Raw genomic sequence first — 14,139 nt, 5'->3', positions numbered from 1 at the left:
TGTGGATGCAGTATTTGTAGATCTGCATCTGGTCGCCCATGTGGGTCAGGGTGTCGAACTTCACGCCGAGTTCGTGCTGCGCGGAGGCGACCTCGTGATGGTGCTTCTCGACCTTCACGCCCATCGCCGCCATGGCGGCGAGCATTTCGCCGCGCATGTCCTGGGCCGAGTCGAGCGGCGGGACGGGGAAATAGCCGCCCTTCATGGGGATGCGGTGGCCGAGGTTTCCGCCTTCGTAATCCCTGTCGCCGTTCGTCGGCAGCTCGGACGAATCGAGCTTGAAACCGGTGTTGTAGGGGTCCGACATGAACTTCACGTCGTCGAACACGAAGAACTCGGCTTCGGGGCCGACATAGACGGTGTCGCCGATGCCGGTCGACTTCATATACGCTTCGGCCTTCTTGGAGATGCCGCGAGGGTCGCGGTTATAGGGCTCGCCGGTCGCCGGATCGAGAATGTCGCAGACGATCGAAAGGGTCGAGGCGGAGAAGAAGGGGTCGAATTGCGCCGTGGTCGGATCGGGCATGAGGGTCATGTCGGATTCGTTGATCGCCTTCCAGCCGGCGATCGAAGATCCGTCGAACATCACGCCGTCGGCGAACGCTTCCTCGTCGACGATCGAGACGTCGAAGGTCACGTGCTGCCACTTGCCGCGCGGGTCGGTAAAACGGAAATCGACATACTTGATGTCGTTGTCCTTGATCGCCTTCAGCACATCCTTGGCGGTCTGCATGATCGTGTAGTCCCTTCTGCCCTAGAGAATTACCCGGCTGAAAGCCGTGGTTGAAGAAAGCGAGTCAGATCGCGTCGGATCCTGTCTCGCCGGTTCGGATTCGGACGGCCTCTTCGACCGTCGAAACGAAAATCTTGCCGTCGCCGATGCGGCCGGTCTGAGCCGCCTTGCGGATCGCCTCGATGGCGGCCTCGACGAGATCGTCGGCGAGAACGATTTCGAGTTTCACCTTCGGCAGGAAATCGACCACGTATTCGGCACCCCGATACAATTCGGTGTGGCCCTTCTGGCGGCCGAAGCCCTTGGCTTCGATCACCGTGATGCCCTGGAGGCCCACTTCCTGGAGCGCTTCTTTGACTTCATCGAGCTTGAAGGGCTTGATGATGGCTTCGATCTTTTTCATCCGATAACCGCTCTCATTCGAGGATTTGCCGCTTTTAGCACCAGAAAACGTGGGCTTCTACGGAGTCATGTTCGCGAAACGGCGAGTCTTGCCGTCTTGCGAGGCATGTTGTGGCTAAAGTTTGTGCACTTGCAAATTTTGAGGTCTCGACGGTGCATTTCAGCGCAAGAGTGATCCGATGATCCAGCCCGAACTGCTTTTGACGCCCTCGGAGATGAAGAAGGCGGATTTGTCGGCGGTGCGCTCGGGCACGCCAAGCGTCGTCCTCATGCGCAATGCCGGAGTAGCGGTCGCGGCCACCGCACGGGAGATGGCGGCGAGGGGATCCCGCATCGTGGTCCTCGCCGGACCGGGCCAGAACGGCGGCGACGGCATTGTCGCGGCGACGCTCCTGCTCGCGGAAGGCTATGCGGTGTCCCTGTTCCTGCTGGGCCGGCGCGAAGCCCTCTACGGCGACGCCGCGATCGTCGCAAAGGACTGGCCGCATTCGATGGCGCCGGTCGAAAATGCCGACCTGTCACAGGCGGATCTGGTCATCGACGCGCTGTTCGGCGGAGGGCTGTCGCGCGACATCGAGGGGTCGGCCAAAGCCGCGATCGAAAAGTCCAACATGACCGGAAAGCCCGTTCTGGCCGTGGACCTGCCGTCCGGGATCGATGGGGAGACCGGAGCGGTGAGGGGCATCGCCATCAGGGCGACCCGCACCGTGACATTCGCGGCGCGAAAGCCGGGCCACGTGCTGATACCCGGTCGCGCCTTCGCGGGCGATGTGATTCTCGCCGAGATCGGAGTGGGCCCGGACGATCTGCGGYCATCTGGCGCCCGCCTCCACCTGAATGGCCCCGCTCTGTGGAATGCGGCGTTACCCCGGCCTTCGCTCGATTCGCACAAATATGACCGCGGCCATGTGCTGGTGGCATCCGGTGGCGCGACGCGGACGGGCGCTGCCCGGCTGGCGGCGCGGGCCGCGCTCCGGATCGGCGCGGGGGTCGTCACGATAGCGTCCCCGCCTGAGGCGCTGGGCGTCAACGCGGCCAACCTCACCGCGATCATGCTGCGAGGCTGCGAGGGCGCCGAAGGGCTGCATGCGATTCTCGCGGACGAGAGATTGAACGCGCTGGTCGTTGGTCCGGCCCTAGGAGTGAGCCCGGTGACCCGCGCCATGGTGGCGGTCGCGGCCCAGGCGCGGCGGCGTCTGGTTCTCGATGCGGACGCGCTGACGTCCTTCGAGGGGCTGGCGTCGGAGTTGCACCAGGGCTTCCGATCGGCCCCCACGGTCATCACGCCCCATGACGGCGAATTCAAACGCTTGTTCAAAGGCCACCCGGATATCCTTGATCCGCCGTCGAAAATCGAACGCGCACGACGGGCCGCCGCCTATCTGGGGGCGGTGACGGTGCTGAAAGGCGCCGACACGGTGATCGCCGCCCCGGACGGCCGGGCCGCCCTCAGCGGCAACGGCACGCCATACCTCGGTACCGCGGGGTCCGGCGATGTCCTGTGCGGAATCATCGCCGGGCTCATGGCGCAGCATCTGCCGGCGTTCGAGGCCGCGGCCGCCGGTGTGTGGATCCACGCGGAGGCGGGCTCCGCCTTCGGGCCGGGGCTGATCTCGGAGGATCTCCCGGAACTGATTCCCCATATTCTTCAGAGGCTTCTCAAGTAACCTCAATCCAGGTCCACAAGCCCGCATCGAAGCGTTCCGCGACGGTCGAAGCCAGGAGCCACTTGCCGGGATTGTCAGCCACGAAGGCGATCCGGGCGGTCCGACGCTCCGGCACCTGCAAGGTGTCGAGGAAATACGGCTCCCAACCGTCGTCGAGCCCATGGAGCAGCCGAAAGGCGTGGCCGTGGAGATGCATCGGCTGGACCATGTCGGTCTGGTTATTGAGCGCGAGAACCACGGGTGTGCCACGCTTTACCTTGAGGATTGGCGCTCCGGCATCGCCCGGCATTCCATTGATGGTCCAGGGCGCCTTCGCTCCCTCGGCGCCGCCCTTGATGATCAGGTCCTTGCGGCTTGCGTTCTGAAGCTTGATCGTCTCGGGAAGCTTCTTGTTGGGCGGGATCGGCCGGATCGCGTCGCGCGCAGGGGCCTTTTCCCCCGCTGCCACCAGTTCCACCAGAGGTATGCCGTCCCCGATCGCGGCAGACACGGCACCGGTAGCGCCGGCTTCGTCCGGCAGGTCGAGAATGACGTCGTAGCGGGTGCCCGGCGCAAAGGGCAGGGAGGAGCGCAGGGGCTCGAAGGTGTCCGTGGGTTGGCTGTCGATCGCCGCCACGTAGGGTTTGAGCCCGTCGAAGCGCAGGCGCATGATCCGGGCATTGGAGGCATTGGCCAATCGCAGGCGGATGCGGCTTCCCGGTCTCGCCTCGATCCTCAATGGAGCCGCCTTTCCGTTGACGCTGAGCCAGTTGCCCAGCCGGCCGGCGGGTTCCGGCGCGAAGGGCGAGAGGGAGCCGTCGTCCTCCAGCCGCCAATCGTCGATGAGGATCGGCTCGTCGCGATCCACCGCCGGCGGCTCCTGTTCCTCCACGATCAGGAGCCCCGACAGACCGCGTTCCAGCGGCTCCGCGCTGCCGCCTGTCAGGCACGGACGGATGAGATAGGTGCCGGCATCAGGTGGGGTGAGGCGATATTCGAACCGGCCACCCGGCAGGGTTGGTGCCTGGGTCAAGCCGCCGACGCCGTCCATGGCGTTGGGTCCACGGACCCCGTGAAAGTGCAGGGACAGCGGAAGAGACGTGTCGTTTTTCACGGCGAGCCGCAGTTCGGACCCGTGCTTGATCCGCAGGGCGGGCGCCAGCGTGCCGTCGAGGGCCCAGACATCGGCATCCTTGCTGTCGCCGGTGCGGAGGCGCCGGGGTGATGGCCCGGCGGTCAGCTCGCGGGCGAGCCCTTGTCCCTTGGGGTCACCGGGCGCGGATTGCGCCCGGGCCCGAAAGGTGAGGCCCGCCAGGGCGGTCGCGATGCCGGCAGTCGCGGCGCGTCGGGTGATCATGAGGGCGGCCCTTCAGGCGTGAGCAAATCGTTGTCCCGGCCTACATCCTGGAAGGGCAGCGGCCAAGTGCCGCCGCGCTCTGCAAGCCGGCTCGGCGGCCTTGATATCGTGGCGTAACGACACGAAGTTTTTTGATGCACCCGTTGAAGAGCGTGGTATAGAGCGCCCGTCCCGGACGAGGGGCGCGTGTCGCGCCGCCTCCCGCGCGGGCGTGGCGGAATTGGTAGACGCACTGGTTTTAGGTACCAGCGGCGAAAGTCGTGGGGGTTCGAGTCCCYCCGCCCGCACCAATCCCGTCAGGGTTGGTTTCCGGATGGGCCCGCCGGCCCGGTCGTGTGCAGCGTGCTGCGGCGATCGCGGCCCGGGTCGCAGATTTTTTCGAGAATGAAGGCGGTTAGAACCATGCAGGTGACGGAAACTCTGTCCCAAGGCTTGAAGCGGGAATTCAAGGTCGTGCTCCCGGCAACGGAGTTGGAGAAGCGGCTCAACGACGAGCTGGCGACTCTCAAGGACCGGGTGAAGATCAACGGGTTCCGCCCCGGCAAGGTGCCGGTCGGGCACCTGCGTCGGGTTTATGGCCGCTCGGTCATGGGCGACGTCGTGCAGAACGCCGTCAACGAGGCCAACCGCAAGATCGTCGAGGACAACAGCCTGAAGCTCGCCTTCGAGCCGCACGTCCAATTCCCCGAGGACAAGGACGAGATCGAGAAGGCCATGGACGCCAAGGGCGATCTGGCCTTCACCGTCGCGCTCGAAGTGCTGCCGGTGTTCGATCTGGTGGATCTCAAGGAGGTGTCGGTGAAGAAGCCGGTCGTCGAGGTGGCCGAGACCGAAGTGACCGAATCGCTTGAGCGCATGGCCAAGCAGAACCGCGCTTTCGAGCCCAAGAAGGGCAAGGCCGCTGACGGCGACCGCGTCGTGGTCGATTTCGTCGGACGCATCGACGGCACCGAATTCGAAGGCGGAAACGGCCAGGACATCCGGGTCGAGCTCGGTTCGAACACCTTCATCCCGGGCTTCGAGGACCAGCTCGTCGGCGTCAAGGCCGGCGACACCAAGCTGGTGAAGGTCTCGTTCCCCGAGAACTATCTGGCGCCACATCTCGCCGGCAAGGCCGCCGAGTTCGACGTGACCGTCAAGGAAGTCGAGGCGCCGGGCGAATTGGTGATCGACGACGAGCTCGCCAAGGGCTTCGGCATGGAATCGCTGGACAAGCTGAAGGACGCCATCCGTGGCGCCGTGCAGCGCGATTTCGACACCCAGTCGCGCCGCAAGGTGAAGAAGGAGCTGCTCGACGCCCTCGACGCCAAGTACGATTTCGAGCTTCCCCCGAGCCTGGTCGAACAGGAATTCGCAGCGGTCTGGGCCCAGGTCGAAGGCGACATGAAGTCCAACAACCGCACTTTCGCGGACGAGGACACCACCGAGGAAGAAGCGCGGGCCGATTATCGTCGGATCGCAGAGCGTCGTGTACGGCTTGGGTTGGTCCTTGCGCAGATCGGTGAGAAGTCCGATATCAAGATTTCCGACGACGAGGTCACGCAGGCTCTCGTCGAGCGGGTCCGCCAGTATCCGGGTCAGGAAAAGCAGGTGTGGGACTTCTACCGGAAGAACCCGCAGGCCCTTGCCGAGATCCGGGCACCCCTGTTCGAGGAAAAGGTGGTCGACCAGATCCTCACGCAGGTGAAGGTGGTCGACGAGACCGTGACCAAGGAAGCCCTTTTCAGCGACGAGGACGGCGAGGAGGAAGGCTCCAAACCGGCTTCGAACGCGAAGGGCAAGGGCGGAAAGAAAGCCAGCAAGAGCGAGTAGCGCTATCCCGGCGTCTCGCGCTTGCATCATTTTGACGGCCGCGCATTTTGCGCGGTCGACTTTGGAGCAGTGAGACGATGAGAGACCCGGTCGCCCTCTACGCAAACACGCTTGTGCCCATGGTGGTCGAGCAGTCGAACCGCGGCGAACGCGCGTTCGACATCTATTCGCGCCTCCTGCGGGAGCGGATTATCTTCCTCACCGGGCCGGTTGAAGATTACACGGCCTCGCTGATCGTGGCGCAGCTCCTGTTCCTCGAGGCCGACAACCCCAAGAAGGAAATCTCCTTCTACATCAACTCCCCGGGCGGGGTGGTGACGTCGGGCCTGTCGATCTACGACACGATGCAGTTCATCCGCTGCCCGGTTTCCACCCTCTGCGTCGGGCAGGCCGCCTCGATGGGCTCCCTGCTTCTCTGCGCCGGTGAGGCCGGACAGCGGTTTGCCCTGTCCAACGCGCGAATCATGGTCCACCAGCCCTCCGGCGGCTATCAAGGCCAGGTCACCGACATCATGATTCACGCTCGCGAGAGCGAAGCCCTGAAGCGCCGGCTCAATGAAATCTACGTGAAGCATACCGGGCGCGACATCGCGGCGGTCGAGCAGGCGCTCGAGCGCGACAACTTCATGACGGCCGAGGCGGCGCAGGAATTCGGTATTATCGATCAGGTCCTTAGCAAGCGCCCCGAGACTGCGGCCCCGCAGCTCTGACCGGACAAAAGCTGGGGACAATAAGCTCAGCGGTGCGTCTTTTTGGCGTGCTCCTCCGTTCCTATTGATCGCGCTTCCTTTGCGTGTTTGCATGAGAAGCGTGAAACAAGGGATTTGAGAGCCTGTTATTTTGGCGTCGGAACCTTTCATTAGTTCCGACGCGCCTAAACTTAGAGGGGGTGGGGAAGGCGCGTGCCGGACCTACTCCGGTTGGAGATATGATAATGACCAAAGCTGGCGGCGGCGACTCCAAGAGCACGCTCTACTGCTCCTTTTGCGGCAAGAGCCAGCACGAGGTTCGTAAACTGATCGCCGGCCCGACGGTTTTCATCTGCGATGAGTGCGTCGAGCTGTGCATGGACATCATCCGGGAGGAGTCGAAATCCTCCCTCGTGAAATCGCGCGATGGTGTGCCGACCCCGAAGGAGATCAGCCACGTTCTCGACGATTACGTGATCGGCCAGGAGCACGCCAAGAAGGTGCTGTCGGTCGCCGTTCACAACCATTACAAGCGCCTGGCCCACGCGACCAAACACAACGACGTCGAACTGKCGAAGTCCAACATCCTGCTCATCGGCCCGACCGGCTCGGGCAAGACSCTGCTCGCCCAGACSCTGGCGCGGATCCTCGACGTGCCGTTCACCATGGCGGATGCGACGACCCTGACCGARGCGGGCTATGTGGGCGAGGACGTCGAGAACATCATCCWCAAGCTGCTCCAGGCTTCCGACTACAATGTCGAGCGGGCGCAGCGCGGCATCGTCTATATCGACGAAATCGACAAGATCTCCCGCAAGTCGGACAATCCCTCGATCACCCGCGACGTTTCGGGCGAGGGCGTCCAGCAGGCCCTCTTGAAGATCATGGAAGGCACGGTCGCGTCGGTGCCGCCGCAAGGCGGGCGCAAGCACCCCCAGCAGGAATTCCTGCAGGTCGACACCACTAACATCCTCTTCATCTGCGGCGGCGCGTTCTCCGGGCTGGAGCGGATCATCTCGAGCCGCGGCAAGGGCACGTCCATCGGCTTCGGAGCGTCGGTCGAGGCGCCGGACGATCGCCGCACGGGCGAGATCTTCCGGGCCGTCGAGCCGGAAGACTTGCTGAAGTTCGGCCTGATTCCGGAATTCGTCGGCCGCCTGCCGGTTCTGGCGACCCTCGAGGATCTCGATGAGGACGCCCTCAAGAAGATCCTGCAGGAGCCCAAGAACGCCCTGGTGAAGCAGTATCAGCGCCTGTTCGAGATGGAGAACGTCAACCTGACGTTCCAGGACGAAGCCCTGTCGATGATCGCCCGCAAGGCCATCGAGCGTAAAACCGGCGCCCGCGGATTGCGGTCCATCATGGAAGGGATCCTGCTGGAGACCATGTACGACCTGCCGGGTCTCGATTCGGTCGAACAGGTCGTCATCGGTCCCGAGGTCATCGAGGGCAAGGCAAAGCCGCTCTTCATTCATGGCGATCGCGGCGARCAGGCTGCGAGCGCCAGCGCATAGGTGCGTTGCTTTTTTTGAGGTGGCGGCGGGGGTATCACGGTTCTTGAAACATTGTGCCGCCCGCTCCACATTTGTGATTGCACGGTCGCTGCCAGCTCATGGGGAGGGGTGGCGCCGAGTACCGGAAGCAGCGAATAAAAACAGCTTGAGCGTTCCGGTTATCCGTCCTCAGGCGCGCTCATGTGAGGCGCCTCGCGGACGCTGTCGAAAGGATGTCGTTTCATGACACAAGCAAAGCCACGTCAGCCCGTCGTCCCGGGCTCGACCGGAACCTACGCGGTTCTGCCTCTGCGCGACATCGTCGTCTTCCCGCATATGATCGTGCCGCTCTTCGTCGGCCGCGAGAAGTCGATCCGCGCGCTCGAGGAAGTGGTCAAGGGGGACCGTCACATTCTTCTGGCCACCCAGATCGATGCGACGGATGACGATCCGGCCACCGATGCGATCTACAAGGTCGGAACGCTCGCCAGCGTGCTGCAGCTCCTCAAACTCCCGGACGGCACAGTGAAGGTGCTGGTCGAGGGCCAGAGCCGCGCGCAGGTGAAGAATTACACCCGGACCGATGAATATTACGAGGCGGAAGCCGAAGCGCTTCCCGACGCCCTCGGCGACCAGATCGAGGCCGAGGCTCTCGCCCGCTCGGTCGTCTCCGAGTTCGAAAACTACGTGAAGCTCAACAAGAAGGTCTCGCCCGAGGTTGTGTCCGCCGTGACCCAGCTCGACGAGCCGGCCAAGCTCGCGGACACCATCGCGTCGCATCTCGCCATCAAGATCGCCGACAAGCAGGCGATCCTCGAAATCCCGACGGTCGCTGCCCGTCTCGAGAAGGTTCTCGGCCTCATGGAGAGCGAAATCTCCGTGCTGCAGGTCGAGAAGCGGATCCGGACCCGCGTCAAGCGGCAGATGGAGAAGACGCAGCGCGAATATTATCTCAACGAGCAGATGAAGGCGATCCAGAAGGAGCTCGGCGACGACGAGGGTCGCGACGAGTTGGCCGAGCTCGAGGATAAGATCGAGAAGACCAAGCTCACGAAGGAGGCCCGCGACAAGGCCCTGAACGAGCTGAAGAAGCTGCGGCAGATGTCGCCCATGTCGGCGGAAGCCACCGTGGTGCGCAACTATCTCGACTGGATCCTGAGCATCCCGTGGAACAAGCGTTCCAAGATGAAGAAGGACCTGGGCGCGGCTCAGCACCTGCTCGATTCCGATCATTACGGTCTCGACAAGGTGAAGGAGCGCATCGTCGAGTATCTCGCCGTGCAGCAGCGCGCCAACAAGCTGACCGGCCCGATCCTCTGCCTCGTCGGACCTCCCGGCGTCGGCAAGACCTCGCTCGGCAAGTCGATCGCCAAGGCGACGGGTCGCGAGTTCATCCGCATTTCGCTCGGCGGCGTGCGTGACGAATCCGAGATCCGCGGTCACCGGCGGACCTATATCGGCTCGATGCCCGGCAAGATCATCCAGTCGATGCGCAAGGCCAAGACGTCCAACCCGCTCATCCTGCTCGACGAGATCGACAAGATGGGCATGGACTTCCGCGGCGATCCGTCGGCGGCGTTGCTCGAGGTTCTCGACCCTGAGCAGAACAAGGCGTTCAACGACCATTACCTGGAGGTCGATTACGACCTGTCCAACGTGATGTTCATCACGACCGCCAACACGCTGAACATCCCGGCGCCGCTTCTCGACCGTATGGAGGTCATCCGCATCGCGGGTTACACCGAGGAAGAGAAGGCCGAGATTGCCCGCACGCACCTCATCCCGTCGGCCACCCGGAAGCACGGCCTCGCGCCGTCCGAATGGTCGATCGACGACGAGGGGCTGCTCATGCTCATCCGGCGCTACACCCGAGAAGCGGGCGTGCGTAACCTCGAGCGTGAGATCGCGAACCTGAACCGCAAGGCCGTCAAGGAGATCCTTATCTCCAAGGTCAAGACTGTGGCGGTGACGGCGCAGAACCTGCCCGATTATCTCGGTCCGCCGCGCTATCGCTACGGCGAGGTCGAGACGGAGGACATGGTCGGCGCGGTGACGGGCCTGGCCTGGACGGAAGTCGGCGGCGAACTCCTGACCATCGAAGGCATCATGATGCCGGGCAAGGGCAAGATGACCGTCACCGGCAACCTGCGGGACGTCATGAAGGAATCGATCTCCGCGGCGGCCTCCTATGTCCGGTCGCGCGCTCTCGATTTCGGCGTCGAGCCGCCGATGTTCGATCGTCGTGACATCCACGTGCACGTGCCGGAAGGCGCGACGCCCAAGGATGGGCCTTCGGCGGGTATCGCCATGGGTACGGCCATCGTCTCCGTCATCACGGGCATTCCGGTTCGTCGGGATATCGCGATGACCGGCGAGGTGACGCTTCGCGGACGGGTTCTGCCGATCGGCGGTCTGAAAGAGAAGCTCCTCGCTGCCCTCCGGGGTGGCATCAAGAAGGTGCTGATCCCCGAGGACAACGCCAAGGACCTGGTGGACATCCCCGCCAGCGTGAAGAACGGGCTCGAAATCGTGCCGGTCTCGCGCATGGATCAAGTCCTCCAGCATGCCCTGGTGCGGATGCCGACGCCCATCGAATGGGATGAGCCGCCGCCGCCCAAGACGCCGGCTCCCGCCGTGGCGGAGGAGGACCAGGCGGGCGTTATCGCCCACTAGTCCTGCCGTTACGGAAGTTTGCTCAAATCGGCCCCCGGATCACCAATCCGGGGGCCTTTTTTGCGCCTCGGTTAGGAAAAACCGCCGATTCCYCTCGCCACGGGGGTTGCGCGCCGAAGGGGATTGCGCCACACGAGGGTCCCTGAAACGTTGGCACATTTGTTACGATGCCCACGTGATCACTGGAGGATATCAGGATGAATAAAGGCGAGCTCGTTGCGGCTGTCGCTGACAAGGTCAATCTGTCTCGCGGCCAGGCCGGCGAGGCTATCGACGCCGCCATCGAGGTGATCACCGGCGCCCTGAAGAAGGGTGACGAGGTGAAGATCGTCGGCTTCGGGACCTTCGTCGTCACGAACCGCGCCGCCGGCGAAGCGCGTAACCCGCGCACCGGCGAAAAGGTCAAGGTTCCGGCCTCCAAGACCCCCAAGTTCCGCGCAGGTGCGGGTCTGAAGGACGCCGTCAACAACAAGTAATCGCGTTTTTCGCGAGCTTTTGACGAGAAGAAGGCTGACGACGCTTGCGTTGTCGGCCTTCTCTTTTTATGTGAAGCGCGAAGTTATGTGAAATGCCAAGCGTTTCCATGGCTCCAAACGCGGAGCATCCGGCCTTCTCGCCGGGCGGGCGCGGCACGGGCGGTTAGCTCAGTTGGTAGAGCATCTCGTTTACACCGAGAGGGTCGGCGGTTCGAGCCCGTCACCGCCCACCATTCCGCCAGGAGCGGCGACCGGCACGGATCGCGGCGGCAGGTCCGAAAGTGCCGACACAGCACCCTCCGCACGCGGTCCGTGAGTCTGCGCGCGAGTCCCCGTCGTTCGCGTTCGCCCTTCGGCCTGCCCGTGTCATTTCGCCTGCACGCGGGCTGAGAATTCGACCTCGGACGATGCCGGTTTTCACACAGGCGGCGCTGCCCGTTCGAGGGCCTTCGGGATGCCACAGCGGCCTGCCAGAAGGTTTTCGCGACCGAAACACACGGAACGCTTGACAGGGGTCGGAGGCCCCCTTACACCGCCCCCACACCGCTTCGGCGGTCACCCACGCGGGTGTAGCTCAGTTGGTTAGAGTGCCGGCCTGTCACGCCGGAGGTCGCGGGTTCGAGCCCCGTCACCCGCGCCATTTCATCCCCCAAAACATACAATTGGAATTGCTGCGCCGCGCGGGCGCGGGCGCTGTCAGCGCGCGGGTTTCCCCATTCGGCCGGGGCATTTTTCGTTCACCGACAATGGCCTCCTCGACCTTTTCGCCATGCTCGGCGTTATACTCTCAGGTGTGATTTGCCTGAAGGCGGCATGTCGGTTGCCAAGTTTTTTCACCCACGTTTCCAACGCGGTCGCCCATGCGGCGGGAAAGCCCGTGACCTTTGCGATCTGCGTGGGGATCATCGTGGCCTGGGCGTTCAGCGGCCCGATCTTCGGCTACAGCGACACCTGGCAGCTGATCATCAATACCGGCACAACGATCATCACGTTCCTGATGGTCTTCCTGATCCAGAACACCCAGAATCGTGACGGGGCCGCCATGCAGGCGAGCTTGACGAGCTGATCCGTGCCAGCAACTCGCGCAACGTGTTCGTTGGGATCGAGCACCTGACGCAGGAGGAGCTCGACGCGATCCTCGCCGAGGCGGAAGCGCGGGCTAAAAGCGAAGGCGACCGGGAAACCGCCGACAAGCTCTCGGAGCGCCGGGCCCGAAACCGCGAACGCCCGGCAAAAACCTAGTTTGGAAGGGTTCTGCCCCCGCGCTCCAAACACTTGTCAGGGCAGGGGAACTCGGCTAAGCCTCGCGCGCAATCCTTGGTTTGTCGCAGGGCCTACAAAACGGGCCCCCGCGGCTTAAATGCATGGCTTGTCGCAGGCTTTTCGCCTCGCTTCGTTTCTTAGGTGTCGTATGACGAATCTCCTCGCCGACTACCTGCCTCTCGTGATCTTCATCGGCGTCTCGCTCCTGATCGGAATGGCGCTGCTCGTGGCGCCCTTCATCGTCGCCTACAGCCGCCCCGACAGTGAGAAGCTTTCGGCCTACGAGTGTGGGTTCAATGCTTTCGACGATGCCCGCATGAAGTTCGACGTGCGGTTCTATCTGGTGGCCATCCTGTTCATCATCTTCGACCTCGAAGTCGCCTTCCTGTTCCCCTGGGCGATCGTGTTCGGCGGCCTCGGCTGGTTCGGCTTCGCCTCCATGATGATCTTCCTGGCCGTTCTGACGGTCGGCTTTGTGTACGAATGGAAGAAGGGCGCCCTCGAATGGGATTGATCGCTAATCCGCACACCGGCACCCTGATCGCCCCGGAACCCGTGGGCGCGGTCGATCCGGCAACCGGACAACCCATCGGCGCCGCCGATCCCTATTTCCTGTCCRTCAAGGACGAGCTCGCGGACAAGGGCTTCCTCGTCACCTCGACGGAGGACCTGGTGAATTGGGCGCGCACGGGCTCGCTCATGTGGATGACCTTCGGTCTTGCCTGCTGCGCCGTCGAGATGATGCAGATGTCGATGCCGCGTTATGACGTGGAGCGGTTCGGCTTCGCGCCGCGCGCATCCCCGCGCCAATCCGACGTGATGATCGTCGCCGGCACGCTCACCAACAAGATGGCGCCCGCGCTGCGCAAGGTCTACGACCAGATGCCGGAGCCGCGCTACGTGATCTCCATGGGATCCTGCGCCAATGGCGGCGGCTATTACCATTATTCCTATTCGGTGGTGCGCGGCTGCGACCGCATCGTGCCCGTCGACATTTACGTTCCCGGCTGCCCGCCAACGGCCGAGGCGCTGCTCTACGGTGTTCTCCTTCTTCAGAAGAAGATTCGCCGCACCGGCACCATCGAGCGTTGAGCGAGGACCAGGGCATGTCTGCTGAACTCCAGGCTCTTGCCGATCACGTCGCCTCGTCGCTTGGCGACGCCGTCACCGCGAGCGCGATCGCCTATGACGAGCTGACGGTCGTGGTGCGCGCCGACGAGATCCTGCGCGTCGTGGCGTTCCTTCGCGACGATCCACAGTGCCGCTTCATCTCGTTCCTCGATATCGCAGGCGTCGATTATCCGGGCCGCGAGAAGCGTTTCGACGTGGTCTACCATCTGCTCTCGCCGCACCTGAACCATCGCATCCGCCTCAAGGCCGAGACCGACGAGGTGACGCCGGTCCCCTCGATCCTCGACATTTTCCCGGCCGCGAACTGGTTCGAGCGCGAGGCGTACGATCTCTATGGCATCCTGTTCTCGGGGCATCCCGACTTGCGCCGCATCCTCACCGATTACGGTTTCGAGGGTTATCCCCTGCGCAAGGATTTCCCGCTCACAGGCTACGTCGAGGTTCGCTACGACGACGCACAGAAG

The 14,139-nt window shown here is 63.5% G+C and carries 12 protein-coding genes, 3 tRNA genes and 1 pseudogene; 13 read left to right on the top strand and 3 right to left on the bottom strand.

The window, feature by feature from the left end; all coding sequences use genetic code 11:
* A partial coding sequence (locus tag AC1DVM_RS19680) for a glutamine synthetase beta-grasp domain-containing protein (protein ID WP_477257223.1) occupies positions 1-733 on the bottom strand: 733 nt, incomplete at its 3' end.
* A 64-nt stretch (positions 734-797) separates the two neighbouring features.
* The gene (locus tag AC1DVM_RS19675; RefSeq protein WP_477257221.1) at positions 798-1,136 is read right to left on the bottom strand and encodes a P-II family nitrogen regulator; all 339 of its coding nucleotides are present in this window, start codon (positions 1,134-1,136) and stop codon (positions 798-800) included.
* 178 nt (positions 1,137-1,314) lie between these two features.
* On the opposite strand from AC1DVM_RS19675, the gene AC1DVM_RS19670 reads away from it, so the two are divergent.
* Positions 1,315-2,802: an NAD(P)H-hydrate dehydratase gene (locus AC1DVM_RS19670; RefSeq protein WP_477257219.1), complete on the top strand. Its 1,488-nt coding sequence runs from the start codon at positions 1,315-1,317 to the stop codon at positions 2,800-2,802.
* On the opposite strand, the gene AC1DVM_RS19665 is transcribed toward AC1DVM_RS19670, so the two are convergent.
* On the bottom strand, positions 2,795-4,138 hold the full coding sequence (locus tag AC1DVM_RS19665; RefSeq protein ID WP_477257217.1) for a multicopper oxidase family protein: 1,344 nt from the start codon (positions 4,136-4,138) through the stop codon (positions 2,795-2,797). The genes AC1DVM_RS19670 and AC1DVM_RS19665 overlap by 8 nt on opposite strands.
* 205 nt (positions 4,139-4,343) lie before the next feature.
* On the opposite strand from AC1DVM_RS19665, the gene AC1DVM_RS19660 reads away from it, so the two are divergent.
* From AC1DVM_RS19660 to AC1DVM_RS19605, 12 genes and pseudogenes are all read left to right on the top strand, one after another.
* A tRNA-Leu gene (locus AC1DVM_RS19660) sits at positions 4,344-4,428 on the top strand.
* Positions 4,429-4,540: 112 nt separating this feature from the next.
* A complete protein-coding gene (gene tig, locus AC1DVM_RS19655) occupies positions 4,541-5,950 on the top strand; it encodes a trigger factor (protein ID WP_477257225.1) in 1,410 nt (469 codons plus the stop codon).
* A gap of 77 nt (positions 5,951-6,027) precedes the next feature.
* The gene (locus AC1DVM_RS19650) at positions 6,028-6,660 is read left to right on the top strand and encodes an ATP-dependent Clp protease proteolytic subunit (protein WP_477257215.1); all 633 of its coding nucleotides are present in this window, start codon (positions 6,028-6,030) and stop codon (positions 6,658-6,660) included.
* 224 nt (positions 6,661-6,884) lie between these two features.
* Positions 6,885-8,153, top strand: a complete 1,269-nt coding sequence (clpX, locus tag AC1DVM_RS19645) for an ATP-dependent Clp protease ATP-binding subunit ClpX (protein WP_477257213.1) — start codon at positions 6,885-6,887, stop codon at positions 8,151-8,153.
* A gap of 222 nt (positions 8,154-8,375) precedes the next feature.
* Complete coding sequence (gene lon / locus AC1DVM_RS19640; protein WP_477257211.1) at positions 8,376-10,805, top strand: endopeptidase La; 2,430 nt, start codon at positions 8,376-8,378, stop codon at positions 10,803-10,805.
* A 197-nt stretch (positions 10,806-11,002) separates the two neighbouring features.
* The gene (locus AC1DVM_RS19635) at positions 11,003-11,281 is read left to right on the top strand and encodes an HU family DNA-binding protein (protein ID WP_477257209.1); all 279 of its coding nucleotides are present in this window, start codon (positions 11,003-11,005) and stop codon (positions 11,279-11,281) included.
* A 157-nt stretch (positions 11,282-11,438) separates the two neighbouring features.
* Positions 11,439-11,514: transfer RNA gene (locus tag AC1DVM_RS19630), tRNA-Val, on the top strand.
* Between the two features lie 330 nt (positions 11,515-11,844).
* A tRNA-Asp gene (locus AC1DVM_RS19625) sits at positions 11,845-11,921 on the top strand.
* A 129-nt stretch (positions 11,922-12,050) separates the two neighbouring features.
* Positions 12,051-12,523: pseudogene (locus AC1DVM_RS19620) on the top strand (low affinity iron permease family protein).
* 169 nt (positions 12,524-12,692) lie between these two features.
* On the top strand, positions 12,693-13,058 hold the full coding sequence (locus AC1DVM_RS19615) for an NADH-quinone oxidoreductase subunit A (protein ID WP_477257207.1): 366 nt from the start codon (positions 12,693-12,695) through the stop codon (positions 13,056-13,058).
* Complete coding sequence (locus tag AC1DVM_RS19610) at positions 13,049-13,636, top strand: NuoB/complex I 20 kDa subunit family protein (RefSeq protein WP_477257205.1); 588 nt, start codon at positions 13,049-13,051, stop codon at positions 13,634-13,636. The genes AC1DVM_RS19615 and AC1DVM_RS19610 overlap by 10 nt, the downstream gene beginning before the upstream one ends.
* Positions 13,637-13,650: 14 nt before the next feature.
* Positions 13,651-14,139 (top strand): NADH-quinone oxidoreductase subunit C (locus AC1DVM_RS19605; RefSeq protein ID WP_477257203.1); only part of this gene is annotated, 489 nt, incomplete at its 3' end.

The sequence above is a fragment of the Microvirga sp. P4_A5 genome (assembly GCF_056402495.1).
The sequence above is the reverse complement of the archived record's forward strand: the minus strand, read 5'-3'. Positions and strand labels throughout refer to the sequence as shown.